Source organism: Burkholderia sp. AU45274, assembly GCF_030482505.1.
In the GTDB taxonomy this organism is placed as follows: domain Bacteria; phylum Pseudomonadota; class Gammaproteobacteria; order Burkholderiales; family Burkholderiaceae; genus Burkholderia.
On record NZ_JAUJQE010000010.1, the window covers coordinates 73,962 to 100,011 of the forward strand.

The window sequence follows — 26,050 nt, forward strand, 5'->3', positions numbered from 1 at the left end:
CCCATTCACCGGAGACGCCTTCATGTCCACGTCAGTCATCGCCGCGCTGCAGATCGGCGCATCGCCCGCCGGCACGCGTGCCACGCTCGACACGATCCTCGGCTACGAAACCGCGATCCGCGACAGCGGCGCGTCGCTCGTCGTGTTGCCCGAGGCCGTGCTCGGCGGCTATCCGAAAGGCGAGATCTTCGGCACGCGGCTCGGCTACCGGCTGCCCGAAGGCCGCGACGCGTATGCGCGCTATGCCGCGCAGGCAATCGACGTGCCGGGGCCGGAAACCGACGAACTGGCCGCGCTGTCGCAGCGCACGGGCGCGAGCCTCGTGGTCGGCGTGATCGAGCGCGGCGGCAGCACGCTGTACTGCACGGCGCTGTTCTTCGATCCGCGCGACGGGCTCGTCGCGAAGCACCGCAAGCTGATGCCGACCGGCACCGAGCGGCTGATCTGGGGGCAGGGCGACGGCTCGACGCTGCCCGTGGTCGACACGGCCGCGGGCCGCGCGGGCGCCGCGATCTGCTGGGAGAACCACATGCCGCTGCTGCGCTGCGCGATGTACGCGAAGGGCGTGCAGATCTGGTGCGCGCCGACCGTCGACGAGCGCGACGTCTGGCAGAGCTCGATGCGGCACATCGCGCACGAAGGGCGCTGCTTCGTCGTCAGCGCGTGCCAGGTGCAGCCGTCGCCGCGTGCGCTCGGCATCGACGTGCCGGGCTGGGATCCGGAGCGGCCGCTGATCCGTGGCGGTAGCGTGATCGTCGGGCCGCTCGGCGACCTGCTGACGGAGCCGCTGATCGGCGAAGCCGGGCTCGTGACCGCGCGCATCGATACCGATGAACTCGTGCGGGCGCGCTACGACTTCGACGTGGTCGGGCATTACGCGCGGCCCGACGTGTTCTCGCTGCACGTCGACGAGCGGCCGAAGCGGACGGTGGTGTTCGGCGGGTAGGGCGGGGCGGCTAGGCGCCGCACGGCGGCCCGGAAGATGAACGGCGGCGGCGCGCATTGCACCCGCCGTCGTGCCGCGTCAGCGCATCGGCGCTTCCGCGATCCGCATGTAGTCGGCGATCCGCCGCCCTTCCATGTCCGGAAACTGCTCGTGCACGGTGATGTCGCCCATCCGCGCGATGTCGAAGGTACGGAAATCGTCGCGCAGCTCGCACCACGCGCCGATCGTCCAGCGCCCGCCCCAGTAGACGAGCCCGAGCGGCCACACGCGGCGTTGCGAATGCGCGCCGAGCCGGTCGCGGTAGCCGAAGCTGACGACGTGGCGCGTGTCGATGGCCTGGTGGATCGCGTCGACTTTCGCGCAAAACGTCTCGTCGATGTGGAACGACGGCGCGAACACGGGCAGGCGGTCGAGCGCCGTGCGCTTGTCGGCCGGCATCGCCGACGCGATCTTCGCGAGCGCCGAGCGCGCGCCGCTCGCGAAGCGCGCACCGCCCCAGGTTTCGAGCATGCGTGCGCCGGTGGCGAGCGCCGCCAGCTCCTCGGCCGTGAACGTGAGCGGCGGCAGGCTCGCGTTGCGGTTCAGCCGGTAGCCGATGCCGGCTTCGCCTTCGATCGGCACCCCTGACAGTTGCAGGTCGCGCACGTCGCGGTAGACGGTGCGCGGCGACACCGACAGCCAGTCGGCCAGTTGCTGCGCGGTCGTGAGACGACGGCCGCGCAGCAGCTCGGCGATCTGGAACAGGCGGTCGGCACGGCGCGTCATGACGGCACCTCGATTCCAACGGCAGTGGGGACTTCGCGATGATAGCGCCGCGCGGGCCCGACGGCCGCTGCGCTCAGTGGCATTTCGGCGCGTGCAGGCCGACGCGGTTGCCTTCCGTGTCGATCAGGTAGCCGACGTAGCCGTAGTTGTTCGGCAGCTCGACGACCGAGCCCTGCACGACGCCGCCCGCGCGCTTCGCGCGTTCGAGCGCCGCGACGACCGATTCGCCGGCGTTCAGGTAGACGAGCACGCCGTTCGCGCTCGGCTTCAGCTGCTGCGGATCGAACACGATGCTGCCGCCCGTGCTCGATGCGTCGCGGTCGAACGTGGCCATCGGCACGCCGCCGATGACTGCGCGCTGCAGCGTCGTCTGCAGCACGGTTTCGTAAAAGCGGATCGCCCGGTCGAAATCGAGGGACGGAATGTCGAACCACGCGATCGCGCGTTCCACGGTGGCGGTGGCAGTTGCGGACGTCATGACGAGCTCCTTGTTGCGTTGTTTGTTGTTCGGATTCGGTGCGGAAACCGGTCTTGCATTGCGCCGGGATTGCAGTGTGATCGCGGCCTGCTGACACCGTATTGTCAGTAGAGTTGTCACCCTTGACATGCAACTGATTGGTTGCATAATAAGGCCATTGACCCGGGAGTGGCATGGATCTCGTTTTCAAGGCGCTGGCCGACGCCACGCGCCGCCAGTTGCTTGATTTGCTGCACGCGAAAAGCGGGCAAACCCTGTCCGAGCTGTGCGACGGGCTCGCGATGAGCCGGCAGGCGGTGAGCAAGCATCTCGCGGTGCTCGAGGCCGCGAATCTCGTCGCGACGACGTGGCGCGGCCGGGAGAAGCTGCATTACCTGAATCCGGTGCCGATCCACGACATCGCGGAACGCTGGATCGGCAAGTTCGAGCGTCAGCGGCTGCAGGCGCTGGCGGACCTCAAGCGCGGGCTGGAAGCGGCCGGCGAATCGGGAGACAACGATGAGTAATCCGGCCTTTGTGTACGTGACGTTCATTGCATCGACGCCCGAGCGTGTGTTCGATGCGCTCACCAACGCCGAGCTGACGAAGGACTACTGGGTGCGGCACCGCAACGCGTCGCCCGACTGGCGACCGGGCTCGCGCTGGGAACATCAGGACTACGACGATCCGTCGCGGGTCGACATCGTCGGCGAAGTGGTCGAGAACGATCCGCCGCACCGGCTGGTCGTCACGTGGCGTACGCCGTCAGGGGAGGGGGAGGCGTCGCGCGTGACCTATCTCGTCGAGCCGCACGAGGGCGTCGTGAAGCTGACGGTCACGCACGACGGGCTGGTGCCGGGTTCGGAGATGGATCGCGGGATTCGCGGCGGCTGGCCGGTCGTGCTGTCGAGCCTGAAGACGCTGCTCGAGACGGGGCAGGCGCTGCCGTTCACGATGGGGCGCTGGGCGTGCTCGAAGCACTGAAACGCAACGCCGCCGTTGCCGCGGGTGCGGTAACGGCGGCGTTCCGGTTGTCGTAGCGGAGCCGCAGCGGCGGCCCCGTGGCGATCATGATGCCGGTTACGCGTCGCCTTCCGGCGTGGCCGGGCGCGCCTTCACGCTGCCGGCGATCAGGTCGAAGCGGAACAGCCGGCATTCGAGCGCGCCGTTGAACAGCGGCGTCTTCGCCGATTCGCGCAGCCGCAGCTGGCCCGGCAGCGAACGGTCGGACGTCAGCAGGAACGCCTGCCAGCCCGTGAAGCGCTGCTTCAGCGCATCGCCGAGCGCGTTGAAGAACTCGCTGTCGGGTGCGTCGGTGTGGGTGCGGCGGAAGGCGTCGTCGTTGCCGCGGTTGCGGCCCGTCTCGCGCACCTCGCCGCGCGCGCTGCGGCCGCGCACCTCGATCCGCTCGCCGTACGGCGGGTTCGCGAGGATGATGCCCGGGCCGTCGCACGGCGGCGTCATCCCGCGCGCGTCGACCTGCTTGAGCCATACCGACGGCACGCCTGCACGCTCGAGGTTCGCGCGCGCCTTCTCGAGCATGTCGCCGGAGATGTCGCTGCCGTACACGCCGAGCGCTTCGCCGCGTTTGCCGCGCGCCGCGCGCTTCGCGTCCAGCGCGGGGACCTTCAGCCCCTGCCACGCGGTGATGTCGTACTGCTTGAGCTTCTCGAAGCCGAACCGGCGCTCGACGCCCGGCGCCACGCCGAGCGCGATCTGCGCGGCTTCCGCGAGGAACGTGCCGCTGCCGCACATCGGGTCGTACAGCGCCGTGCCGGGCGTCCAGCCCGTCAGGCGCAGGATGCCGGCCGCGAGGTTCTCGCGCAGCGGCGCCGCGCCCTTGTCGAGACGCCAGCCGCGCTTGAACAGCGGCTCGCCCGACGTGTCGAGGTACAGCGTGCACTCGCCCGCGGTCAGGAAGGCGAACACGCGCACGTCCGGCGCACCCGTGTCGATGCTGGGGCGCGCGCCGGTCTTGTCGCGCATCCGGTCGCAGATCGCGTCCTTCACGCGCAACGTCGCGAATTCGAGGCTCTTCAGCGGGGACTTGATCGCGGTGATGTCGACGCGCAGCGTCTGCGTCGCCGCGAACCAGCGCTCCCACGGCTGCTCGAGCGCGAGCGCGTAGACGTCCTGCTCGTTGCGGTACGCGCGGTGCGCGATCTTCAGCAGGACCCGGCTCGCGATCCGCGAATGGAGGTTCGCGGCCATGCCGGCGGCCCAGCCGCCGCTGAAGTGGACGCCGCCCGGCACCTGCGCGCCCGCGGTGAACGGCGCGCCGTTCAGGTGGCGGCCGGCGATTTCGGCCAGCTCGGCGGCAAGCGCCGCTTCGAGGCCGCGCGGGCAGGGGGCAAAGAATTCGTACAGGGTGGGCGAGGACATAAGGCGGGTGAGGACGTGCAAAAGTCCACTATTGTACGCGGCGCGGGCGGCCGGGGCCGGCGTTGCGTCGCCTTTCGGTGCCGCGGCGCGGGCCGGGGCGCCCCACACGCGTGCCGGCAGGCCGTGCGGCTGCGCCCGGGCGGGCACCGCCATGCCGCCGCGGGCTCAGTGCGAGCCCGGCTGGCCGGCGCGCGCGGCTGGGCTGCTGCCCGGCCAGAACAGCGCGAGCGGATTGGACAGCACCGTGCGGACGATCGCGGCGACGAGCGCGCGCACCTTGGTCCGGCGCAGGCTGCGCGAGCGCACGGCCATCGTGAACGCGAGCGCGAAGCTCACGAGCACGTTGAGGATCGCCATGCTGAGCACGCCGGCGCCGGCCCACCACAGCTCGGGCGTGCCGAGCGTATCCTTGCCCAGCACGCCGAGCGCGATGCCGATCGAGCCGGCCGACAGCGTCACGTGCCGCACCTCGAACGGGAACATGAACACGGTGACGATCGCCGGAACGAGGCCGAGCATCAGGCCGAGCCCGACGTTCGCGACCACGCCGGCCACGTTCGACCGGCAGAAGTGCGCGAGCTTCGCGGCACCGGCCTGACCGAGCGTGAGGCGCAGCCGGCGGTTGTACGTGAGCGCGTCGCCGACCCGGTGCAGCACGAACCAGTTGTCGGCCCAGCCCGCGAGCAGGCTCGACGCCCACAGCAGCACGCCGGTCAGCGCCGCGTAGAGCGGCGTCGGGCCGAGCAGCGAGAACGAGTGCAGGGTCGCGTGCGCCTTCTCCGGCGAGATCAGGTTCGCGTGCATCACGTGGCCCGCGAACAGCTGCACCAGCAGGCACACGGGCAGCACGACGAGCACGTTGCCGGAAATGGCAGCGGCCTGCGTGCGGATCAGCGCGATCACCGACGCGACGAACGCCTTCACGCCTTCCTCGTGGCCGGTGTCGTCGAGCTCGCGCGCGAGGGTCGGCGCGGTCATCGCGGGCTGCTTGGTCGCGAGCGTGAAGTGCAGGAAGTGCATCAGCATGAAGCTGGCCGCGTAGTTGACGCCCGCGAGCAGCCCTTCGAGCATCGACTGCAGGTGCGCGCCCGTGATCGCGAACTTCACGCACACGGTCACGACCGTGACGAGGCCGCCGCCCGCGGCCATCCGCAGCATCTTCAGGTACTCGGCGCGACCACGCGAGATGTAGTGCTCGCCGGTGTCCGCATTGGTCTCGACGAGCTTGCGCGCGAACAGCGAGAAGTTGCTGCGCACGAGGTGCGACACGCTCTGGCTGTTGTGGTTCGCGTCGATGAGCTCGGCCGTCAGGTGCGCCATGCCGTGCAGGTCGTCGCGCGCCATCCACGCGTTCAGCAGCATCTCGGCGCGCACGATGCGCATGCGCATCCGTTCGACCTGGAACACGATGTCGACCGACACGCCGTTGCGGTACAGGTGCGAGAACACGTCGTCGACGGCGATCCGGCATTCGTCGAGCAGCACGCGCAGGTAGTTCACCTCGTGCAGCAATTTGCTCGGGTCGCCGCCGTCCTCGACGGCCGCGTGCGCGGTCTCGACCGCGAGCATCGCGCGCGTGAGGCGGTAGAACGGCTGGGTTTCGAGCGGCTTGCGTGCGTCGTCGTCGGAGAGCCGGCTGCGCACCGTCTGCGACAGGCCGGTCGAGCTGATCTGGCAGGTCAGGTTGTGCAGCGCGGCCAGCAGGTCGCGCGAGAACGAGCCCGGCTCGTGGCGCTCTTCGTCGGTGACGTCGAACGAGATCAGCTCGGCGAGGCGCGTGAGGAGATCGTCGGGCAGCGCGTCGATCCATTGCGCGTCTTCCGGCGTCGGGAACATCAGCGTGAACAGCGCGGACAGCTCGCGGCGGTTCGGCGCGGGCGGGATCAGCGACGCGTCGATCCGCTCGAACAGCGCGCCGAAGAAGCCCGAGTGCACGGGCATGCCGGCGTCGCACAGGAGCGAGATGCCGTCGCACTCGCGCAGGATGCCGCGCAGGATGCGCGCGGCGTGGGTTTTCCACGCGGGATTGCGATCGAGCACGTGGAACAGGTAGCGCAACCGCGCATGGGCCGGATACGCGCGCGCATCGGCGTCGCGATCGGCCGGCGCGTCGGGTGCGGCCTGCATCGTGCCGGTGCGGCGCAGCCAGTGCGCGAGCTCGATCAGCCATTCGCTGCGCTCGGCGTACGACGCATCGGCGTCGGCGTGCGCGAGCAGCGCATCGAGCTGGTGACCGGCATTGCGCGACGCGCGCCACTTCTTGATCAGGGTCGTCAGGGAACGAAACATAAACGGAATAACGAAAGCCCTCGGCGGGCGGGTTCGGATTGCCGGCCGGGGAAACGGCGCGGCGCCGGGGAGAACGGGTGAGACGGGGCCGGTTGCCGGACGATGCGCGGCGACCCGCGATGCGGCTGCCCCGCTGCGGTGCACGCCGATCGCGTGCAGGCGCCGGGAGGCACGGCGGTCGGGCCGAACGCGGCCCGGCGCCGCTGGCTGGCGCGCACGACGAACGGCGCGAGCCGGAAAGTGCGTAGGATCGTCAATCGGGCCGGAAAACGCAAGCCGACCGTGTCGCATGGCGCCGGTTCCGGCCGACTTTGACAAACAATGTAAAGAGGCCGTTTGGCCGATGAGCGTGACGGGAGGCGGGCGGCGCCGCAACGCCGACGGCGGCCAGCGCGTCGTCGACGATCCCGGTCACGCCGCCCGAAACCGCGCGGGCGAGCACGCCGTCGAGCGCTCGCCTGCGCGCCGCCCGCTTACGCGCCGGACTTGCCCGTCGCGCCGGCGTCGCCGCCGGAGGTCGGGTTGGCCGGGCACGGCACGACCGGCGCGGCGGCCGTCTTGCTGCCGGCAGCGGGCGCCGTGGCAGTCGCCGTGCCGCGGCGCGCGGCCATCGCGCGCACGCCGGCCGCGGCTTGCGTGGCAATCACGTCGAGCGCGCGCCGGTGGCCGGCGACGAGCGCGTCGTAGCCGTCGGCGACCGGTTCCGCGACGCTCGTGCGGCAGGTCATCACGGCCTGCGTGGCGAGCGAGCGCACGCTCCACACGGCGTCGACCGCCGCGCGTTTGCCGGGCCACGACTCGAAGCGCTGCACGTTCACGCTGATCCGGTACACCGGCACGCCGGGCGGGGTCGCGGAGTTCGCGACGTCGATCGTGCCGAGCTGCGCGGCGAGATCGTCCGACAGCGCGCGACGGATCTCGTCGGCGGGCGGCGACGCCCAGCGTTCCTGCTCGAGCACGTCGACCTGCGCGGCGTTCTTCTGCACGACCAGCTGGTTCTTCGCGACCTGCTCGGGCACGCCGACGGACGGCACCTCGATCAGGAACGCCGGGTTGGCCGGCGCGGTGCGCAGCGGTGCCGCGGCATCGGCCGGGCTGAGCGTGTAGAACCGCGCGGGCGGCGAGCTGCACGCGGCGAGCGCGAGGGCGGCGACAGCTGCCGCCGCGCCGCTCGCGAAACCGTTCACGCGTGTCGTCGTCATTGTTTATCTCCTGGCTTGCCCTTGAGCAGCGATTCGGGGTGGCGCTCCAGATAGTCGGCGAGCGCGTTCAGCGATTGCAGCGTGCGCGTGAGCTCCTTCAGCGCACCGCGCACGTCGGACTGCAGCGGCGAATCCTGCTGCAGCGTCGCTTCGGCGGTCGAGAAGGTCTGCTTCGCGGCCGACAGCGTGTCGCGCGCTTCCGGCGCGACCTGCGTGTCGAGCTGCTTGAACAGCTTGTCGGCGTTCGACAGCGCGCTGTTCAGGTTCGCGCCGATCTGGTCGAACGGCACCTTGTCGAGCTTCTTCGCGATGTCGGCGACCTGCAGCTGCAGCTCGTCGAGCGTGTTCGGCACGGTCGGCAGCTCGAGCGGCTGGCGCGCCGTGTCGATCTTCACGGCCGGCGCCTTCGGGAAGAAGTCGAGCGCGACGTACAGCTGGCTCGTCAGCAGGTTGCCGGTGCGCAGCTGGCCGCGCAGCCCGTGCTGGACGAGCCGCTCGACGATCTCGCGGCGGGCCGGTTCGCCCTTGCTCTCGATCGTTTCGCGGAAGCGGCGGCCGAGGCGTTCCGGATACACGTTCATCGTCACCGGCATCAGGAAGTTCTTCGTCTTCGGATCGAAGTCGATGCCGATGTTCGTCACTTCGCCGAGCACGATGCCGCGGAAGTCGACCGTCGCGCCGACCGCGAGCCCGCGCAGCGACTGGTTGAAGTTCATCACGACCTGCAGCGGCTGGCCGTCCGGGTCGCGCATCGCGTCGCCCTCGTCGGACGCGAGGCGGAACGTCGTGTTGTTCGGCGCGGTCGCGCCGGAGCCCTGGTTCGGCGGCGTCTGGAACGCGATGCCGCCGAGGATCACCGTCGCGAGCGACTGCGTGTTCAGCTTCAGGCCGCTCGAGTCGAGCCGCAGGTCCACGCCGCTTGCCTGCCACCAGCGCGAATTCACGCCGACGTACTGGTTGTACGGCGCGTTGACGAACACGTTGAACGTGACGCCGGTGCCGTCCTTGTCGAGCGAGAAGCCGACCACCTGGCCGACCTGCACGCGGCGGTAGTAGACCGGCGAGCCGATGTCGACCGAGCCGAGCGAATCGCCGCGCAGCACGTACTGCGTGCCTTTCTGGTCGCCCGTGACGGCGGGCGGTGACTCGAGTCCCGTGAAGTCGGTCAGCGTATCCTCCGAGCGCCCGGCGTCGACGCCGATGTACGCGCCCGACAGCAGCGTGCCGAGCCCCGACACGCCGGTCGCGCCGACGCGCGGCCGCACGATCCAGAAGCGCGAGCCCTTGACCGCGAAATCCTCCGCTTCCTTCTTGAGCTGCACCTGGACGAGCACGCGCGACAGGTCTTTCGACAGCTTGATCGTCTTGACCATGCCGATCTCGACGTCCTTGTACTTGACCTGGGTCTTGCCCGGCTCGAGCCCTTCGGCGCTGTGGAAGCTGATCGTGATTTCCGGGCCGCGCTCGCGTACGGACTTGATCACGAGGCCGATGCCGATCAGCGCGGCGATCAGCGGCACGAGCCAGACGAGCGACGGCAGCCAGCCGCTTTTCGTCGAGATCGTCGGATCGGGCGGCCGGGGCGCGTCGTGCTGCGGGCCTTGTGGACTATTCATGGTGATTCCCTGAGGTTTCGACTGGATCCCAGATCAGGCGGGGATCGAACTGCATCGATGCGAGCATCGTCAGGATCACGACGGAACCGAACGCGAGCGCGCCGGGGCCGGCCGTGATGACGGCGAGCGAACGAAAATGGACGAGCGCGACGGTCAGCGTTACGACGAAGATGTCGAGCATCGACCAGCGGCCGATGCGTTCGACGATCCGGTAGAGGCGCGTGCGCTGCAGCGGCCGCCAGGCGGCGCGGCGCTGCGCGCTGATCACGATGATCAGCAGCACGCCGAGCTTGAGCATCGGCACGAGGATGCTGGCGACGAACACGACGACGGCGAGCGGCCAGTCGCCGGACGTCCAGAAATAGATGACGCCGCTCATGATCGTGTCTTCCTGGGAGCCGACGATCGACGACGTGCGCATGATCGGCAGCAGGTTCGCCGGGATATACAGGATCGCGGCCGCGAGCAGCAGCGCCCACGTGCGCATGATGCTGTTCGGCGTGCGCACGTGCAGCGCGCTGCCGCAGCGCGCGCAATGCGCGTGCGGTTGGTCGAGCGTCTGCACGAGCCCGCACGCGTGGCAGCTGACGTAGCCCTCGCGGGCGGCGGTCGGCGTCGTCATCGGCGGGGCGCGTCCGGCAGCGCCGCCGCGGTGTCAGGCCCCGCGGGCGAGCGGCCGGCGCGCAGGTCGTCGGCGATGTCCCACACCGTGCGCGGGTCGAACATCAGCACGACGGCGATCATCAGCGTGAGCGCGCCGAACGCGAACAGCGCCGCGTCGGGCACGACGCGCGCGAGGCTCACCATCTTCACGATCGTGACCACGATGCCGAGCATGAACACCTCGATCATCCCCCACGGCCGCACGAGCTGGATCGTGCGCAGCACGAGGTTCAGGCCCGGCGGCACGACGCCGCGGCGGATCGGCAGCAGCACGTAAAGCAGCGCGGCCATCTCGACGAGCGGGAACAGCACGGTCGAGCAGAACACCATCACGCCGACGACCGCCATGTCCTGATGCCACAGCGTGTCGATCGCGCCGATCAGCGTCGTCTGCACGCGCGTGCCGTTCAGGTCCATTTCGAGGATCGGGAACGTCTGCGCAATGATGAACGTGACGAGCGCCGCGACCGCGAGCGCGGTGATGCGCTCGATCTGCGTGGTGCTGTTGCGATAGAGCAGCGCGTCGCAGCGCGGACAGCGCGCGATCTCGCGGCCGCTCAGGCGCGGTTTATGCAACAGTGCGTCGCATTCGTGGCAGGCAATCAGGTCGTATCGTTGCATGGAAAAGGCAGTGGTGCGACGGCTGGGGAGACGCGTCGACGGGGCCGGAACCCGCGCCAATCTTACCAAAAGGCCTTTTTCGGTGTGTCAACGATCGCCAGTTCGGTGACTGATCGGTAACATGACAGGAAGCTGTCAGCCGGCTGGCGGGCCTGTCTTCAGAGTCCGCGCGCGTCAAAAGGTTGCGGTAGCATGGCGCCCTTGACAAGCGTCGGACGTATGGCCGGCGCGGCCGTTCGCTGAACTGAGGAATCCAAGATGGCATCGAAATCGCTGCCGGCCAGGCCGGTACGCTATACGCAGACGGCGATCGCGCTGCACTGGCTGATCGCGCTGCTGATCGTCTGCGCGTTCGCGCTGGGCTGGGTGATGACCGACATCCCCGGCTTCACGCCGACCAAGCTGAAGTACTTCTCGTGGCACAAGTGGATCGGCGTGACGGTATTCGCGCTGGCCGTCGCGCGCGTGCTGTGGCGTGCGACCCATGTGCCGCCGGCGCTGCCGGGCGGCACGCCCGCGTGGCAGCGTGCGGCGTCGCACGGCGTGCACATCCTGCTGTACCTGCTGATGATCGTGATTCCGGTGACGGGCTACCTGTACAGCTCGGCGTCGAACATCCCGGTCGTCTACCTCGGCATCGTGCCGCTGCCGCGGCTGATCGACCCCGATCCGGTGCTGAAGGAAACCTTCAAGACGCTTCACGTGTCATTGAATTACATTCTGCTTGCGCTCGTTTCGCTGCACGTGGTCGCGGCGCTCAAGCACCAGTTGTTGGACCGCGACGGCCTGCTGTCGCGGATGCTTCCCTTTGCCAAATGAAGGATCCCATGAAAGTGTCTTTCTCCCGCTCCATGCTGACCGCGTTCGCCGCGGCGTCACTTGTCGCGTCGGGCGCGGCGCTCGCCGATGTCGATCTCGCGAAGAGCAAGGTGTCCGCCGTGTCGAAGCAGATGAACGTGCCGACCGAAGGCGCGTTCAAGAAGTTTTCCGCGCAGGTGAAGTTCGACCCGGCGAAAGCCGCGCAGGGCAGCGCCCAGATGACGATCGACGTCGCCAGCTATGACCTCGGCGACAAGATGTACAACGACCAGGTCGCCGGCAAGGACTGGTTCGACGCGAAGGCGTATCCGCAGGCCACGTTCGTGTCGTCGGCGATCGCGCCGGCGGGCGGCAACAAGTACAACGTGACCGGCAAGCTGACGATCAAGGGCAAGTCCGAGAACGTCACGGTGCCCGTCACGGTCACGCAGAGCGGCGCGACGCAGACCTTCGACGGCGTGCTGCCGATCAAGCGCTCGGCGTTCAACGTCGGCACCGGCGAGTGGAAGGACACGTCGGTCGTCGCGGACGAAGTGCAGATCAAGTTCCATCTCGTCGCCACCAAGTAAGCGGCGCACTGTCGCCTCACCCGAATGCCGCGCGAGGGCGCGGCGCTGTTCCAAGGAGAAAAGGTTTGAAAAAGCAACTGATCATCGCCGCAGGCGCGCTGGCAGCGTCGCTGTCGTTCTCGGCATTCGCCGAAAGCGTCACGTACCAGTTCGACCCGAGCCACACGTACCCGAGCTTCGAGGCTGACCACATGGGCGGCCTGTCGGTCTGGCGCGGCAAGTTCGACAAGTCGAGCGGCTCCGTGACGCTCGACCGCGCGGCGAAGACGGGGACGGTCGACGTGACGACCGACATCGCGTCGATCCACACCGGCAGCACGAAGCTCGACGAGCATCTGCAGACGGCCGAGTTCTTCGACGTCGCCAAGTTCCCGCAGGCGAACTACAAGGGCGCGATCAAGTTCGACGGCGACAAGCCGGTATCGGTGGTCGGCAACCTGACGCTGCATGGCGTCACGAAGCCGGTCACGCTGAAGATCGACTCGTTCAAGTGCATGCCGCACCCGATGCTCAAGCGTGAAGTGTGCGGCGTCGACGCGGTCGGCGAATTCGACCGCAGCGATTTCGGCCTCGACTACGGCAAGCAGTACGGCTTCAAGATGAAGACGAAGCTGCTGATCACGGCCGAAGCGCTCAAGCAGCAGTAAGCCCGCCGGTCGGGCCGGCCGTCGCGCCGGCCCGTCGCGAGCCCGCCGCCGCGTTCCCGTCAGGGGGCGCGGCGGTTTTTATTTGCGCGCCTATAATCGCCCGAGCGCCGTACCCGGCGCCGGGCAGGCCGACGGCGCGCGAGCGGCCGCCTCGAACAGAACGTACAACGACAAGGAGATCGCCGATGCATGCCGTCACGCAGTCCCGTTCCATTGCCTCGTCGCCGCGCGTGTGGCGCGCGGTGGTCGCCGCGTCGATCGGCAATGCGCTCGAGTGGTTCGATCTCGTCGTCTACGGCTTCTTCGCGGTGACGATCTCGAAGCTGTTCTTCCCGGCCGGCAACGACACCGTGTCGCTGCTGCTCACGCTCGGCACGTTCGGCGTGTCGTTCTTCATGCGCCCGCTCGGCGCGATCGTGCTCGGCGCGTATGCCGACCGCGCCGGCCGCAAGGCCGCGCTCACGCTGTCCATCCTGCTGATGATGGGCGGCACGCTGATCATCGCGGTGCTGCCGACCTACGAGACGATCGGCGTCGCGGCGCCCGTGATCCTCGTCGCCGCGCGGCTGATGCAGGGTTTCTCCGCCGGCGGCGAGTTCGGCAGCGCGACCGCGTTCCTCGCCGAGCACGTGCCGGGCCGGCGCGGCTTCTTCGCGAGCTGGCAGGTCGCGAGCCAGGGGCTCACGACGCTGCTCGCCGCCGGCTTCGGCACCGTGCTGAACGCGCAGCTCACGGCCGCGCAGATGGCGTCGTGGGGCTGGCGCGTGCCGTTCTTCTTCGGCCTGCTGCTCGGGCCGGTTGCGTACTACATCCGCACGAAGGTCGACGAGACCCCCGAATTCCTCGCGTCGGAAGGCACCGCGAACCCGCTGCGCGACACGTTCGCGTCGCACAAGGCGCGCCTCGTCGCCGCGATGGGCGTGGTCGTGCTCGGCACGGTCGCGACTTATCTCGTGCTGTTCATGCCGACCTACGGCGTGAAGCAGCTCGGCCTCGCGCCGTCGGCCGCGTTCGCGGCGATCCTGGTGGTCGGCGTGATCCAGATGGCGTTCGCGCCGCTCGTCGGCCACTGGTCGGACACCTACGGCCGCGTGCGCGTGATGATCGCGCCGGCCATCGGCATCCTCGTGCTGATCTATCCGGCGTTCGCGTACCTGGTCGCGCATCCGGGCTTCGGCACGCTGATCGCGCTGCAGGTGCTGCTCGCGTTCCTGATGACGGGCTACTTCGCGGCGCTGCCGGGTTTGCTGTCGGAAGTGTTTCCGGTGCAGACGCGCACGACTGGGATGTCGCTCGCGTATAACGTCGCGGTGACGATCTTCGGCGGCTTCGGGCCGTTCATCATCGCGTGGCTGATCAAGGCGACCGGAATGAAGAACGCGCCGAGCTTCTACCTGATGTTCGCGGCCGTGCTGAGCCTCGTGGCGCTGGTCGTGCTGCGCAAGCGGTTCGGGTTCCGGTAACGGGACGGGCGGCGCGCGTCAGTTGCCGGCGCGCTCGCACACGGGTTGGGCGGGCATCAACTGCGGCCTGGCTTCGACGGTTCGCACCGGGCGCCCGGCGAGCGCCGCCAGCGCCTGACCGACCTGCCAGTCGGTGGCCGTGCCGAACTCGCGCTGCGGCAGCGCCGCGCTCTTCGCGGTATCGATCTTCGCGAGCGCTCGCTGCTCGCGCCGCTTCTGCCGTTCCTTGCGCACCTTCGCGAACGGATCGGGCGCCAGCCGGTCCGCATACGGCGCGCGGGCGAGATCGGCTTCCCGGTACCACAGCAGCACGCCGTCGACGTCCGAGTCGCGGCGCGGCGGCACGAGCCAGTCCGGCACGACGCCGTAGCCGTCCATTGGGCAGCCGTTCGGCCGCAGGTTGCGCGCGTACGTGAAATTCAGGCGCGTGCCGTCGATCAGGTCGACGCCCGTCTGCGCAAGCCCCTTCCCGTAGGTCGGCATGCCGAGCAGCTTCGCGCGGCCGAGATCCTTCAGCGCCGCCGCGGTCGCTTCGGCCGCCGACGCGCTCTGTCCGTCGACGAGCACGACGAGCGGCACGGTGCGCCACCAGTCGTCCGCCTGCAGCGGCGCGAGCGGATCCTGGCTGTGCATGACCGGCAATGCATAGTCGGGCCAGTTGGTCGTGTAGCGGCGGCGGTTGGCGTCGCCGCGCTCGACCGTCACCATCGCGGTGCGGTCGCGGCCGGCGAACAGCGCGGTGATGCCGATCGCCGCATTGAGCGCGCCGCCGCCGTTGATGCGCAGGTCGAGGATCACGCCTTTCACCGGCGGCCCCGTGCGGCGCGCCGCCTGCACCGCGTCGATGTAGTCGCCGACTGCCGGTTCGGGGAAGCTCGACAGCCGCGTGTACAGGATGTCGCCGTCGAGCCGCTTCGCGGTCGCCGGATGGGGCTTGAGGATCGTCCGCACGGGCGCGACGCTCAGCACCGCGTGCGACGGGCCGCGCTGGACCGTGAGCTTCAGCGGCACGCCCGCGTCGCCCTTGGCGAGTCTGGTCAGGTCGGCGGGGTCGATGCCGACGACGCTCGTATCGTTCATCGCGACGACGAGATCGTCGGGGCGCACGCCGGCCTTTTCCGCCGGTGCGTCGGGAATCACGTCGACGATGTGCAGCCCGTCGGGCCGCGTCTCGAACACGATGCCGATGCCGGGCGTGCCGTCGCGCGCGCGCCGTTCGTCGTCGCGCCGCGCCTGCTCCTCCTTCGCGTCGAAGAAACGCGCGTACGGCAGCGTCTTGATCCCCGCGTGGGTCGTTGCGTCGAGCAGTGCGCCGATGTCGATGTCGGTCAGGTGCTGCCGCTTCAGGACTTCCACCGCCGCCTTGAGCTCGCAGATCTGCGGCTCCCAGTCGGGCGGGCAGGGCGAGGGCGGTTGGGTGGGGGCGGGCGAAGCGGCTGCGGGCGCCGAAGCGGCAGAAGCGGCAGAAGCGGGCGGGGCGGACGCCGGCTGTTGCGCACCGACGGATGACGCGCACGGCAGGAGCGCGGCCGTGACGGCGGCGCAAACGGCAAGGCGAAGCACGACACGCGTGGGAGGCATCATCGGAACCGCACGTTTGAACGGAGGGCGAAGGCGCTGTCCCGTTGACGCACGGCCGGCGGGCGGCGCGATGCGCGGCGGTGGCGCGGGCATGAAAAAGCCGGCCCAACCGGGCCGGCTTTTCGTCTGTGCCGAAGCAGCGTGGCGCTTAAACCTGCGCGCCTGCGTTCGGATCGTCCGGATCGTGCGCGGACTTCTTTTCCTTGATCAGGTCTTCGCGCTTGATGCCGAGCCACATCGCGAGCGAGCCCGCGACGAACACCGACGAGTAGATGCCGAACATGATGCCGACCGTCAGCGCGAGTGCGAAGTAGTGCAGCGTCGGGCCGCCGAAGAAGAACATCGACAGCACCATCATTTCGGTCGACGTGTGCGTGATGATCGTACGCGACATCGTGGTCGTGATCGCGTGGTTGATCACTTCCTGCACGCTCATCTTGCGTTCGCGGCGGAACGTTTCGCGGATCCGGTCGAAGATGACGACCGACTCGTTGACCGAGTAGCCGAGCACCGCGAGGATCGCCGCGAGCACCGCCAGCGAGAACTCCCACTGGAAGAACGCGAAGAAGCCGAGAATGATCACGATGTCGTGCAGGTTGGCGATGATGCCGGCCACCGCGTACTTCCACTCGAAGCGGAACGACAGGTAGATCACGATGCCGATCACGACGCACGCGAGCGCGAGCAGGCCGTCGGTCGCGAGCTCCCGGCCGACCTGCGGGCCGACGAACTCGACGCGCTGCAGCGTGACGTCCGGGTTCTGCGCCTTCAGCGCGCCCATCACCTGGTCGCTCTGCTGCGCGGACGTGAGGCCTTCCTTCAGCTGCAGGCGGATCAGCACGTTGCGCGACGTGCCGAAGTTCTGCACCTGCGCGTCGGCGTAGCCGAGCTTGCCGAGCGTCGCGCGCACCGGTTCGAGTTCAGCGGCCTGCTGGTACTGCACCTCGATCACCGTCCCGCCGGTGAATTCGACGGACAGGTGCAGCCCGCGGTGGAACAGGAAGAACACGGCGGCGAGGAACGTGACCAGCGAGATCACGTTGAACACCAGCGCGTGCCGCATGAACGGAATGTCTTTACGGATGCGGAAAAATTCCATGGTCTTCTCCGGGGCCTTATTGGGTCGAGCCCGGTTTCTTCGGCGACACGCCCTGCTGCGCGCGGTTGCGCAGCTGCGGCTTGCCGGCGCGCGGCGCGTTGCCCTTCGCGGGGGCGGCGAGCTTCGCGGCGCGTGCGGTGTCGGTCGATTCGTCGGCGTCGGTGAACGACGCGGCGGCAGCGGCGCCTTCCGGCTTCCACACCTGGCCGATCGCGAGCGACTTCAGCTTCTTGCGGCCGCCGTACCAGAGGTTGACGATCCCGCGCGAGAAGAACACCGCGGAGAACATCGACGTCAGGATACCGAGGCAGTGCACGATCGCGAACGCGCGAACCGGGCCCGAGCCGAACGCGAGCAGCGCGAGGCCGGCGATCAGCGTCGTGACGTTCGAGTCGAGAATCGTCGCCCACGCATGCGCGTAGCCGGCCTGGATCGCGGTCTGCGGCGGCTGGCCGGCGCGCAGTTCTTCACGCACGCGCTCGTTGATCAGCACGTTCGCGTCGATCGCCATACCGAGCGCGAGCGCGATGGCGGCGATACCGGGCAGCGTCAGCGTCGCCTGCATCAGCGACAGCACGGCGACGAGCAGCAGCAGGTTCACCGACAGGCCGATCACCGAGATCACGCCGAACAGCATGTAGTACGCGATCATGAACACGGCGATCGCGCAGAAGCCCCAGATCACCGAGTGGATGCCCATCTTGATGTTGTCGGCGCCGAGGCTCGGGCCGATCGTGCGTTCCTCGATGATGTCCATCGGCGCGGCGAGCGAACCGGCGCGCAGCAGCAGCGCGAGGTCGGCCGCGGCTTGCGGCGTCGGCTGGCCGGTGATCTGGAAGCGGTCGCCGAGTTCCGACTGGATCGTCGCGACCGTCAGCACTTCGCCCTTGCCCTTCTCGAACAGCACCATCGCCATCGGTTTGCCGATGTTCTCGCGCGAGACCGCGCGCACCGAGCGGCCACCCGCCGAATCGAGGCGGATGTTGACCGACGGACGCTGGTGATCGTCGAAGCCGGCCGATGCATCGATGATGCGGTCGCCCGTGAAGATCACGTCCTTCTTCAGCAGCACCGGCGCCTGGTTGCCCTGCGTGAACAGCTCTTCACCCGGCGGCACCGGGTCGTTCGGGTTCGGGTGCGTGTTGATCGGATCGGCGAGGCGCGCCTCGAGCGTCGCGGTGCGGCCGATGATGTCCTTCGCCTTCGCGGTGTCCTGCACGCCCGGCAGCTCGACGACGATGCGGTCGCTACCTTGCTGCTGCAGGATCGGCTCGGACACGCCGAGTTCGTTCACGCGGTTGTGGAGCGTCGTCAGGTTCTGCTTGAGCGCGGCGTCCTCGACGGACTTCTGCACGGCCGGCGTGAACGTGCCGACGACCTGCGTGCCGCCGCCGCCGGGCTGGGTCGCCCATTGCAGTTCGGTGATCGACAGCGCGAGCAGCTTGCGGGCGTCTTCCGCCGTCTGCGCATCGCTGAAGTTGACGACCACGGACTGGTCGACGCGGCTCACGCCGCCGTCGCGGATGTTCTTGTCGCGCAGCAGCGTGCGCGCGTCGGACGCGTCGGAATCGAGCTTCTTCGTGAGCGCGCCCGTCATGTCGACCTGGAGCAGGAAGTGGACGCCGCCACGCAGGTCGAGGCCGAGATACATCGGCAGCGCGTGCAGGGAGGTCAGCCAGCGCGGCGACGCGCTCTGCAGGTTCAGGGCGACGACGTACTGCGGATCGTTCGGGTCGGTGTTCAGCGACTTCTGCAGCAGGTCCTTGACGCGCAGCTGCGTATCGGTGTCCTTCAGGCGCACGCGGATGTTCGCGTTGGTCGCCGTGTTCTCGAAGGTGACGTCGTCCGGCGTGATCTGCGCGGAGGCGAGCGCCGATTCGACCTGGGTCAGCGTGGTCGAGTCGAGCTTGACCGTGGCCTTGCCGCTCGACACCTGCACCGCCGGCGATTCGCCGAAGAAGTTGGGCAATGTGTACAGAAGGCCGATGGCGAGCGCCACGACCATCACGACATATTTCCAGAGTGGATAACGATTCATGAGGGGGCCGAACGGGTGGTTGGCGTGAAAGCGTCGCGTCCGGCGCCGCGGCGGCCCGCTCTCTCAGGCGGGCACGGCGCGGGGAGCCGGACGCTCGGTGAAGGGCTTACAGCGACTTGATCGTGCCCTTCGGCAGAATGGTCGTGACCGCGGCCTTCTGCACGGTGATTTCGGTGCCTTCGGCAATTTCGACGCCGATGTAGCCTTCGGTGACCTTCGTCACCTTGCCCACGAGGCCGCCGCTCGTGACGACTTCGTCGCCCTTGGCCATGGCCGCGAGCATGTTGCGGTGCTCCTTCTGACGCTTCATCTGCGGACGGATCATGATGAAGTAGAGCACGGCAAACATCAGGATGAGCGGCAGGAAGCTCATCAGGCTCGATTCGGCGCCACCGGCACCTTGGGCGAACGCGTTGGAAATGAACGGCACGTTGGTCTCTCCGTAGGGGAAGATCGAAAAATAAGCCGGTTATTCTACCACCGGCCCCATGCGCAAACGGATCGGCAAATGCGCTTTCGGATCAAGCTGTTAAAGCGTGAACCGGTACCGTTGCGACTTGTATGGAAAGGCAATTGTAATGTTTGTCGGTTCCGAGCGGCAGTTGGGACGCGCTTGTTTAGGACGAGTCCCAAAAGATTTTCGATCCGTTTAGTGCTTGTCTTATCAAGGGCGGCGCGACCGTCCGTCAGTCGACCCCTCTGGCGCGATCCTCCGCGAAGCGCTGGCGGAACGCGTCGAACGTGTGGGTCTCGATCGCTTCGCGGATCTCGCTCATCAGCTGCAGGTAGTAGTGCAGGTTGTGGATCGTGTTGAGCTGGGCGCCGAGGATCTCGCCCACGCGGTGCAGGTGATGCAGGTAGCCGCGCGAGAAGTTCTGGCACGTGTAGCACGTGCAGCTCGCATCGAGCGGCTTCAGCGAGTTCTTGTGCGTCGCGTTGCGGATCTTCACGTCGCCGAAGCGCGTGAACAGCCAGCCGTTGCGCGCGTTGCGGGTCGGCATCACGCAGTCGAACATGTCGACGCCGTTGGCGACGCCCTCGACCAGGTCCTCCGGCGTGCCCACGCCCATCAGGTAGTGCGGCTTGTTGGCCGGCAGCTTCGGGCCGACGTGGCGCAGCACGCGCATCATGTCTTCCTTCGGCTCGCCCACCGACAGCCCGCCGATCGCGAGGCCGTGGAAGCCGAGTTCCGCGAGGCCCGCGAGCGATTCGTCGCGCAGGTCCTCGAACATCCCGCCCTGGACGATCCCGAACAGCGCGTTCGGGTTGCCGAGCCGGTTGAACTCGTCGAGCGAGCGCTTCGCCCAGCGCAGCGACATGCGCATCGAGTCGGCCGCTTCCTTGTGCGTGGTCGGCACGCCGTTGGTCGCATACGGCGTGCACTCGTCGAACTGCATCACGACGTCGGAGTTCAGCACCTTCTGGATCTGCATCGACACTTCCGGCGACAGGAACAGCTTGTCGCCGTTGATCGGCGACGCGAACGTCACGCCGTCCTCGGTGATCTTGCGCAGGTCGCCGAGCGAGAACACCTGGAAGCCGCCCGAGTCGGTCAGGATCGGCTTGTTCCAGCCCATGAAGGCGTGCAGGCCGCCGTGCGCGTCGATCGTGTCGAGGCCCGGGCGCAGCCACAGGTGGAACGTGTTGCCGAGGATGATCTGGGCCTTGATCTCGTGCAGCTCGCGCGGCTGGATCGCCTTCACGGTGCCGTACGTGCCGACCGGCATGAAGATCGGCGTCTCGACCACGCCATGGTTGAGCTTCACGCGGCCACGGCGCGCATGGCCGTCGGTCGTCAGCAGTTCGAATTCGAGCCCGTTCGCCGGGCGGTCCTGCACGGGGGCGTGCGTATCAGCGTGCGTATCGTGGGATGAACCTTCGGTCATCGTAGGGTGCTCCTTGCTACCGGAAAACAGTCCGGCGCATGTTGGAAACGCCGCCGGAAGCCGGCGGCGGGGAAGAAAACAGGTGCGCGCCATCGTAGCGCGCGCGGCGGGAAAACGGGGGCGCGACGGCCGCGCGGTGCGAGGGCCGTCGCGCATGCCCCGCTTACGCGCTCGGCGCCTCCGGCGCGTCGCGCCGCGTGAGCAGCATCGCGTCGCCGTAGCTGAAGAAGCGGTAGCGCTCGTCGATCGCGTGCCGGTACGCGGCGCGGATCGTCTCGACGCCCGCGAACGCGGACACCAGCATCAGCAGCGTCGACTTCGGCAGGTGGAAGTTCGTGACGAGCCGGTCGACCACGCGGAAACGATAGCCGGGCGTGATGAAGATGTCGGTCTCGGCCTGCGTGGCCGCGAGCGGGCGGCCCGCTTCGTCGGCCGCGCGCGCCGCGGCTTCGAGCGCGCGCATCGACGTCGTGCCGACCGCGATCACGTTGCCGCCGCGCGCACGGGTCGCGGCGATCTTGTCGACGAGCGACTGCGGCAGGTCGTACCACTCGCTGTGCATCTTGTGCTCGGCGATGTTGTCGACGCGCACCGGCTGGAACGTGCCGGCGCCGACGTGCAGCGTCAGCGTCGCGCGCTCGACGCCCATCGCGTCGAGCCGGTCGAGCATCGGCTGGTCGAAGTGCAGCCCGGCCGTGGGCGCTGCGACCGCGCCCGGGTTGCTCGCGTAGACGGTCTGGTAGCGCGTCTCGTCGGTCGCGTCCGGATCGTGTTCGATATAGGGCGGCAGCGGCAGGCGGCCGTACTGATCGATCAGGTCGAGGCACGGCGCGGGGAAGTTCAGCGTGAAGAACGGGTCGACGCGCTCGCCCACCGTCACGTCGAACGCATCGGCGAGCCGCAGCGTCGTGCCGGCGCCCGGCGACTTGCTCGCGCGGATCTGCGCGAGCGCCGTGTGCGTGCCGGTCACGCGCTCGATCAGCACCTCGATCTTGCCGCCGCTGGCCTTCTGGCCGAAGAAACGCGCCTTCAGCACCTTGGTATCGTTGAAGACGAGCAGGTCGCCGGCCGCGATGCACGACGGCAGCGCGGTGAAATGGCGGTCGACCAGGCGTGCGGGCGCGACGGTGCCGTCGACCTCGAGCAGGCGGCTCGCGGTGCGATCGGGCAGCGCGGTTTGTGCAATCAGCTCGGGAGGCAGATTGAAATCGAAATCGGAAAGCGTGAACATGCGGGCTGGTTCGAAGCGGCCGGCGGGCGTCGCCGGCGGGGCGGAAACGCGTAAATCGGGCGCGCGAGCCGCTATGATGGCGGGATGCGCGGCCTGGCCGGCGTCGTTCGTTCGGACGACGTGAAAGCCGCTATTGTACTTGCCTTGCGAAGCACCCAGACGATCCGATGCCTGTGTCACCACGCCGTTCCCCCGCTGCCGTTGCCGATTCCGCCGATCCGTTCGACGCGGACGATGTCGCGCCGCCCGCGCAACGCGCGGGCGAGCGTGATTCCACGGAGCGCGCCGCCCCGCGCCGCGCCGGCCCGAAGCGCGGCGCCGACGGCAGGCTCGCGCAGCCGGCCGCCGCCGCGCCCGATGCCAATGGCGCGGCTGAAAGCGACGCGGCAGGCGCGGCCGGCGCGAAGCGCAAGAAGAAGGCCGCCGCCGATAAACCCGTGAAGACGGTCGACAAGCTCGCGAAGCTCGGCCTCACGCGCTCGATCGATCTCGTGCTGCATCTGCCGATGCGCTACGAGGACGAAACCACGCTCACGCCGATCGGCGAGCTGCTGCCGGGCGGCATCGCGCAGACCGAAGGCGTCGTGTTCGACAACGAGGTCGCATACCGGCCGCGCCGCCAGCTGGTCGTGAAGATCCAGGACGACGACGGCGAGCATCTCGTGCTGCGCTTCCTGAATTTCTACGGCTCGCAGGTCAAGCAGATGGCCGTCGGCCAGCGGCTGCGCGTGCGCGGCGACGTGCGCGGCGGTTTCTTCGGGATGGAGATGGTGCATCCGGCGGTGCGCGTGGTCGAAGCGGATGCGCCGCTGCCGCAGGTGCTCACGCCCGTCTATCCGAGCACGGCCGGCGTGTCGCAGGCCTATCTGCGCAAGGCGATCGAGAACGCGGTCGAGCGCACGCCGCTGCCCGAGCTGCTGCCGCCCGAGATCCAGCGCGACTATCTGAAGCCGCTCGACGTGCCGACGCTCGAGCAGGCGGTGCGCATCCTGCACCACCCGCGCGTCGATTCCGACGAAGCCGCGCTGATGGACGGCTCGCATCCGGCGTGGACGCGCATCAAGTTCGAGGAGCTGCTCGCGCAGCAGTTGTCGCTCAAGCGGGCGCATGAGGAGCGCCGCACGCGTGCGGCGCCCGCGATGCCGCGCCGCGCCGCGAGCGATGCCGAGGCACTGACGACCCGGCTCTACGCCGCGCTGCCGTTCACGCTGACGGGCGCGCAGGCGCGCGTCGTCGACGAAATCGCGAACGATCTTACCCTTGCGCACCCGATGCAGCGCCTGCTGCAGGGCGACGTCGGCAGCGGCAAGACGGTCGTCGCGGCGCTGGCCGCCACGCAGGCGATCGACGCCGGCTACCAGGCCGCGCTGATGGCGCCCACCGAAATCCTCGCGGAGCAGCACGCGCGCAAGCTGCGCGCGTGGCTCGAGCCGCTGGGCGTCACGGTCGCGTGGCTCGCGGGCAGCCTGAAGGCGAAGGAGAAGCGCGCGGCGATCGAGGCGGCCGCGCTCGGCACCGCGCAGCTCGTGATCGGCACGCACGCGATCATCCAGGACACGGTCGAATTCGCGCGGCTCGGCCTCGTGATCGTCGACGAACAGCACCGCTTCGGCGTCGAGCAGCGGCTCGCGCTGCGTGCGAAGGCCGCGAACGCGGCCAACGGCGCGCGCGACTTCCAGCCGCACCAGCTGATGATGTCGGCCACGCCGATTCCGCGCACGCTCGCGATGACGTATTACGCCGATCTCGAAGTCTCGACGATCGACGAGCTGCCGCCGGGCCGCACGCCGGTGCTGACGCGCCTCGTCGGCGATGCGCGGCGCGAGGAGGTGATCGCCCGCGTGCGCGAGGCCGCGCTGACCGGGCGCCAGGTGTACTGGGTGTGCCCGCTGATCGAGGAGAGCGAGACGCTGCAACTGCAGACGGCCGTCGAGACATACGAGACGCTGGCCGCCGCGCTCCCGGAGCTGAAGGTCGGGCTCGTGCACGGCCGGCTGTCGCCGGCCGACAAGGCGGCCGTGATGGAAGCGTTCACGCGCAACGACGTGCAACTGCTCGTCGCGACGACCGTGATCGAGGTCGGCGTCGACGTGCCGAACGCGTCGCTGATGGTGATCGAGCACGCCGAGCGTTTCGGCCTTGCGCAGCTGCACCAGCTGCGCGGCCGGGTCGGGCGCGGCACCGCGGCGTCGGTGTGCGTGCTGCTGTACACGGGGCCGCTGTCGCTCACAGGCCGCGAGCGGCTGAAGACGATGCGCGAGACGACCGACGGCTTCGAGATCGCGCGGCGCGACCTCGAGATCCGCGGCCCCGGCGAATTCCTCGGCGCACGCCAGTCGGGCGCGGCGATGCTGCGCTTCGCGAACCTCGAGACCGACGGCTGGTTGATCGAGCCGGCCCGCGAAGCCGCGTCGCGGCTGATTGCCGCGTATCCGGAGGTCGTCACGCAGCATCTCGCGCGCTGGCTCGGTGCGCGGGAGCAGTATCTGAAGGCCTGATCCGCGGGTCCGGGCCGGATTTAACACCGCCGTTTGAAGCATTCAGATGCTGAGAAACTTGGCGAACCGGTGTCACAGGGTGTATAAATTAAACCTATCGCTTGTATATCTCTGATTGACCCACAATGACGCTGACTGAATTGAAATACATCGTCGCGGTCGCGCGCGAACGGCATTTCGGCCGCGCGGCCGAAGCATGCTTCGTGAGCCAGCCGACGCTGTCGGTGGCGATCAAGAAGCTCGAAGACGAGCTCAACGTGCAGATTTTCGAACGCGGCGCGAGCGAAGTGAGCGTCACGCCGATCGGTGACCAGATCGTCACGCAGGCGCAGCGCGTGCTCGAGCAGACTTTCGCGATCAAGGAGATCGCGAAGCAGGGCAAGGATCCGCTGGTCGGCCCGTTCCGCCTCGGTGTGATCTACACGATCGGGCCCTATCTGCTGCCGACGCTCGTCAAGCAGATGATCCAGCGTGTCCCGCAGATGCCGCTGATGCTGCAGGAAAACTACACGCTGAAGCTGCTCGAACTGCTCAAGCAGGGCGAGATCGACGCCGCGATCATGGCGCTGCCGTTCCCGGAAACCGGCCTGATGGTGCGCCCGCTGTACGACGAACCGTTCGTCGTCGCGCTGCCCGCCGGCCATCCGTGGGAGAAGCGCGAGGAAATCGACGCCGAGGATCTCAAGCAGGAAACCATGCTGCTGCTCGGCAACGGCCACTGCTTCCGCGATCACGTGCTCGGCGTGTGCCCGGAACTGATGCGCTTCTCGCAGACGGCCGACGGCATCCAGAAGACCTTCGAGGGCTCGTCGCTCGAGACGATCCGCCACATGGTCGCAAGCGGTGTCGGCATCACCGTGCTGCCGCGGATGTCGGTCGCCGAGGTCGGCCCGCGCGCGAATGGCCCCGATGCCGAACTGCTGTCATACGTGCCGTTCAACGAGCCGGTGCCCGACCGCCGCGTGGTGCTCGTGTGGCGCAAGAGCTTCACGCGGATGCCCGCGATCGACGCGATCAGCGACGCGATTTCCGCGTGTGAGCTGCCGGGTGTCGCGAAGCTCGACATGCCGGCGACGATGAACTGAGCACGCTCCTGCATGCGCGTGTGGCAGCACGATGAACGGGGTCTTGCGACCCCGTTTATTTTTCTCTATCGAATAGATGAAATTTATCAAATTCAATTAATCGATAGATGTAGATAGAATCTTCTCCATGGATCGGCGTGATGTCGACGACCGATCAGCACGTTGGATGCAAGCGTCAAAGGAGGATGTCATG

At 68.4% G+C, this 26,050-nt stretch carries 23 protein-coding genes; 9 read left to right on the forward strand and 14 right to left on the reverse strand.

The annotated features are described in order from the left end of the window. Positions 1 to 22 precede the first annotated feature (22 nt). Positions 23 to 946: a carbon-nitrogen hydrolase family protein gene (locus QZM35_RS29255; protein ID WP_046544957.1), complete on the forward strand. Its 924-nt coding sequence runs from the start codon at positions 23 to 25 to the stop codon at positions 944 to 946. Between the two features lie 78 nt (positions 947 to 1,024). Here QZM35_RS29255 and QZM35_RS29260 read toward each other — a convergent pair whose 3' ends face one another. Both QZM35_RS29260 and QZM35_RS29265 read right to left on the reverse strand, forming a co-directional pair. After that, positions 1,025 to 1,711 carry a YafY family protein gene (locus QZM35_RS29260; RefSeq protein WP_069746174.1) on the reverse strand — a complete coding sequence of 229 codons (687 nt, stop codon included), beginning with the start codon at positions 1,709 to 1,711 and terminating at the stop codon, positions 1,025 to 1,027. A gap of 73 nt (positions 1,712 to 1,784) precedes the next feature. After that, the gene (locus QZM35_RS29265) at positions 1,785 to 2,189 is read right to left on the reverse strand and encodes a VOC family protein (RefSeq protein ID WP_089424518.1); all 405 of its coding nucleotides are present in this window, start codon (positions 2,187 to 2,189) and stop codon (positions 1,785 to 1,787) included. A 173-nt stretch (positions 2,190 to 2,362) separates the two neighbouring features. Here QZM35_RS29265 and QZM35_RS29270 point away from each other — a divergent pair, with 173 nt between their 5' ends. After that, entirely contained in the window at positions 2,363 to 2,695 is a 333-nt protein-coding gene (locus QZM35_RS29270) for a helix-turn-helix transcriptional regulator (RefSeq protein WP_089430616.1), read from the forward strand. Beyond that, complete coding sequence (locus QZM35_RS29275) at positions 2,688 to 3,152, forward strand: SRPBCC family protein (RefSeq protein WP_089430617.1); 465 nt, start codon at positions 2,688 to 2,690, stop codon at positions 3,150 to 3,152. The genes QZM35_RS29270 and QZM35_RS29275 overlap by 8 nt, the downstream gene beginning before the upstream one ends. Positions 3,153 to 3,248: 96 nt before the next feature. Here QZM35_RS29275 and QZM35_RS29280 read toward each other — a convergent pair whose 3' ends face one another. From QZM35_RS29280 to QZM35_RS29305, 6 genes are all read right to left on the reverse strand, one after another. Next, on the reverse strand, positions 3,249 to 4,550 hold the full coding sequence (locus QZM35_RS29280) for a class I SAM-dependent RNA methyltransferase (RefSeq protein WP_039361417.1): 1,302 nt from the start codon (positions 4,548 to 4,550) through the stop codon (positions 3,249 to 3,251). Between the two features lie 165 nt (positions 4,551 to 4,715). Beyond that, positions 4,716 to 6,839: a site-specific recombinase gene (locus QZM35_RS29285; RefSeq protein WP_089430618.1), complete on the reverse strand. Its 2,124-nt coding sequence runs from the start codon at positions 6,837 to 6,839 to the stop codon at positions 4,716 to 4,718. 473 nt (positions 6,840 to 7,312) lie between these two features. Then, positions 7,313 to 8,041, reverse strand: a complete 729-nt coding sequence (locus tag QZM35_RS29290; RefSeq protein ID WP_089424524.1) for a membrane integrity-associated transporter subunit PqiC — start codon at positions 8,039 to 8,041, stop codon at positions 7,313 to 7,315. Beyond that, positions 8,038 to 9,657 (reverse strand): intermembrane transport protein PqiB, encoded by a 1,620-nt coding sequence (locus QZM35_RS29295; RefSeq protein WP_089424525.1) that lies wholly within the window; start codon positions 9,655 to 9,657, stop codon positions 8,038 to 8,040. The genes QZM35_RS29290 and QZM35_RS29295 overlap by 4 nt, the downstream gene beginning before the upstream one ends. Beyond that, positions 9,650 to 10,279, reverse strand: a complete 630-nt coding sequence (locus QZM35_RS29300) for a paraquat-inducible protein A (RefSeq protein ID WP_301777339.1) — start codon at positions 10,277 to 10,279, stop codon at positions 9,650 to 9,652. Before QZM35_RS29300 ends, QZM35_RS29295 begins: the two co-directional genes overlap by 8 nt. Then, positions 10,276 to 10,941: a paraquat-inducible protein A gene (locus QZM35_RS29305; protein ID WP_301777340.1), complete on the reverse strand. Its 666-nt coding sequence runs from the start codon at positions 10,939 to 10,941 to the stop codon at positions 10,276 to 10,278. Before QZM35_RS29305 ends, QZM35_RS29300 begins: the two co-directional genes overlap by 4 nt. Before the next feature lie 258 nt (positions 10,942 to 11,199). Between QZM35_RS29305 and QZM35_RS29310 the strand changes: the two genes are divergently transcribed. The 4 genes from QZM35_RS29310 (at position 11,200) to QZM35_RS29325 (ending at position 14,439) form a co-directional block, all read left to right on the forward strand. After that, on the forward strand, positions 11,200 to 11,760 hold the full coding sequence (locus tag QZM35_RS29310) for a cytochrome b (RefSeq protein ID WP_089424528.1): 561 nt from the start codon (positions 11,200 to 11,202) through the stop codon (positions 11,758 to 11,760). A gap of 8 nt (positions 11,761 to 11,768) precedes the next feature. After that, the gene (locus QZM35_RS29315) at positions 11,769 to 12,329 is read left to right on the forward strand and encodes a YceI family protein (RefSeq protein ID WP_089425844.1); all 561 of its coding nucleotides are present in this window, start codon (positions 11,769 to 11,771) and stop codon (positions 12,327 to 12,329) included. 65 nt (positions 12,330 to 12,394) lie between these two features. Next, positions 12,395 to 12,976 (forward strand): YceI family protein, encoded by a 582-nt coding sequence (locus QZM35_RS29320; RefSeq protein WP_089424529.1) that lies wholly within the window; start codon positions 12,395 to 12,397, stop codon positions 12,974 to 12,976. Between the two features lie 185 nt (positions 12,977 to 13,161). Then, positions 13,162 to 14,439 carry an MFS transporter gene (locus QZM35_RS29325; RefSeq protein WP_301777341.1) on the forward strand — a complete coding sequence of 426 codons (1,278 nt, stop codon included), beginning with the start codon at positions 13,162 to 13,164 and terminating at the stop codon, positions 14,437 to 14,439. A gap of 18 nt (positions 14,440 to 14,457) precedes the next feature. Here the strand turns inward: QZM35_RS29325 and QZM35_RS29330 are convergent, their stop codons facing one another. From QZM35_RS29330 to queA, 6 genes are all read right to left on the reverse strand, one after another. Further along, a complete protein-coding gene (locus QZM35_RS29330; protein ID WP_301777342.1) occupies positions 14,458 to 16,023 on the reverse strand; it encodes a S41 family peptidase in 1,566 nt (521 codons plus the stop codon). Between the two features lie 145 nt (positions 16,024 to 16,168). Then, positions 16,169 to 17,119, reverse strand: coding sequence for a protein translocase subunit SecF (secF, locus tag QZM35_RS29335; RefSeq protein ID WP_089424532.1), 951 nt, complete (start codon positions 17,117 to 17,119; stop codon positions 16,169 to 16,171). 16 nt (positions 17,120 to 17,135) lie between these two features. Further along, positions 17,136 to 19,157: a protein translocase subunit SecD gene (gene secD, locus QZM35_RS29340; protein WP_089424533.1), complete on the reverse strand. Its 2,022-nt coding sequence runs from the start codon at positions 19,155 to 19,157 to the stop codon at positions 17,136 to 17,138. A gap of 106 nt (positions 19,158 to 19,263) precedes the next feature. Continuing rightward, the gene (yajC, locus tag QZM35_RS29345) at positions 19,264 to 19,587 is read right to left on the reverse strand and encodes a preprotein translocase subunit YajC (protein ID WP_006476868.1); all 324 of its coding nucleotides are present in this window, start codon (positions 19,585 to 19,587) and stop codon (positions 19,264 to 19,266) included. Between the two features lie 256 nt (positions 19,588 to 19,843). Beyond that, on the reverse strand, positions 19,844 to 21,043 hold the full coding sequence (tgt, locus tag QZM35_RS29350; RefSeq protein WP_089424534.1) for a tRNA guanosine(34) transglycosylase Tgt: 1,200 nt from the start codon (positions 21,041 to 21,043) through the stop codon (positions 19,844 to 19,846). Positions 21,044 to 21,206: 163 nt separating this feature from the next. Next, positions 21,207 to 22,274 carry a tRNA preQ1(34) S-adenosylmethionine ribosyltransferase-isomerase QueA gene (gene queA / locus QZM35_RS29355; RefSeq protein ID WP_301777343.1) on the reverse strand — a complete coding sequence of 356 codons (1,068 nt, stop codon included), beginning with the start codon at positions 22,272 to 22,274 and terminating at the stop codon, positions 21,207 to 21,209. 167 nt (positions 22,275 to 22,441) lie between these two features. On the opposite strand from queA, the gene recG reads away from it, so the two are divergent. Then, complete coding sequence (gene recG, locus QZM35_RS29360) at positions 22,442 to 24,772, forward strand: ATP-dependent DNA helicase RecG (protein WP_301777344.1); 2,331 nt, start codon at positions 22,442 to 22,444, stop codon at positions 24,770 to 24,772. 125 nt (positions 24,773 to 24,897) lie between these two features. Next, positions 24,898 to 25,857 carry a hydrogen peroxide-inducible genes activator gene (locus tag QZM35_RS29365; protein ID WP_043189592.1) on the forward strand — a complete coding sequence of 320 codons (960 nt, stop codon included), beginning with the start codon at positions 24,898 to 24,900 and terminating at the stop codon, positions 25,855 to 25,857. Positions 25,858 to 26,050: the final 193 nt, after the last annotated feature.